We start from the raw sequence: 982 nt of genomic DNA on the forward strand, positions 1-982 counted from the left end.
CTACCGCGCCGTCGGGTACCGCAGCACCGGCCTGCCCGACCTGCCGTTCGACGAGCGGCGCGCGGTCATCCCGAACGACGCCGGCCGGGTCCTCGACCTCGACGGCAACCCGATCCCCGGCACGTTCGTCACCGGCTGGATCAAGCGCGGCCCGGTCGGCCTGATCGGCCACACCAAGAGCGACGCCGCCGAGACCGTCGGCCACCTGCTCGCCGACACCACCGAGACCGCCTGGTCGCGGACCCCCGAGGACGTCGACGCCTACCTCCGCTCGCGCCAGGTCGACGTGGCGACCGACGAGGCGTGGGAGCGGCTCGACGCCCACGAGATCGCGCTGGGCGAGGCCGCCGGCCGCACCCGGATCAAGGTCGGCGACCGCGAGGAGATGCTGCGCGTCGGTCGCGGCTGATCCTCAGTAGCTGAAGCTCGTCGCGCCCTCGTCGCCGATCCACTGCCACATCGGGACGGTGCCGCCGATGGTGGCGCCGGCGATCAGGTTCTCCGGGTCCAGCGCCTTGGCGTTGAAGCAGAGCGGGCAGACGAGGTACGTGCCACCAGCGGCCTCGAACCGGGCCAGCAGCTCCGGCAGCGTCGGGCAGCCCTCGCACGAGCGACCCACCGCAGTCCCGGGTACGGCGAGCCGCACGGCCTCCTTCGTCAGGAACATCAGCGTGGGGCGGCCCTGCTCGGCCGCGCCGAGTGCGACGAGGAAGGCGACGGTGACCTTCTCGGGGTCCTCGAGTCCGGTGGCGAGGCTGATGACGGCCTTGTTCGACATGGCGATCTCCCTGGTTCCTAGGTGTCCTGCGGCGGTTTCGCCGACACCTCGAAGGTAGGAATTCAGGGCACCCCGCAGCATCGGCGCTCGCGCGTAGCCGGTGGCGTCGTCGTACGCCGACGCGTACGTAGTGGCTCAGGCCAGGACGCGGGCGACGGCCGCCGCGCGCGCCGTACGACCGGACAGGCCGAGCTTGAGGTAGAC

1 protein-coding gene and 1 pseudogene are annotated in these 982 nt (G+C 72.0%); one reads left to right on the forward strand and one right to left on the reverse strand.

Features of this window, described 5'->3' with window-relative positions; translation table 11 throughout:
* A pseudogene (locus tag ACOADB_RS24500) lies at window positions 1-409 on the forward strand (pyridine nucleotide-disulfide oxidoreductase); the annotation flags it as partial.
* A gap of 3 nt (window positions 410-412) precedes the next feature.
* Here ACOADB_RS24500 and ACOADB_RS24505 read toward each other — a convergent pair.
* The gene (locus ACOADB_RS24505) at window positions 413-778 is read right to left on the reverse strand and encodes a hypothetical protein (RefSeq protein ID WP_378604997.1); all 366 of its coding nucleotides are present in this window, start codon (window positions 776-778) and stop codon (window positions 413-415) included.
* Window positions 779-982 lie beyond the last annotated feature (204 nt).

The sequence above is a fragment of the Nocardioides sp. CPCC 206348 genome, assembly GCF_048654705.1.
GTDB lineage: Bacteria > Actinomycetota > Actinomycetes > Propionibacteriales > Nocardioidaceae > Nocardioides.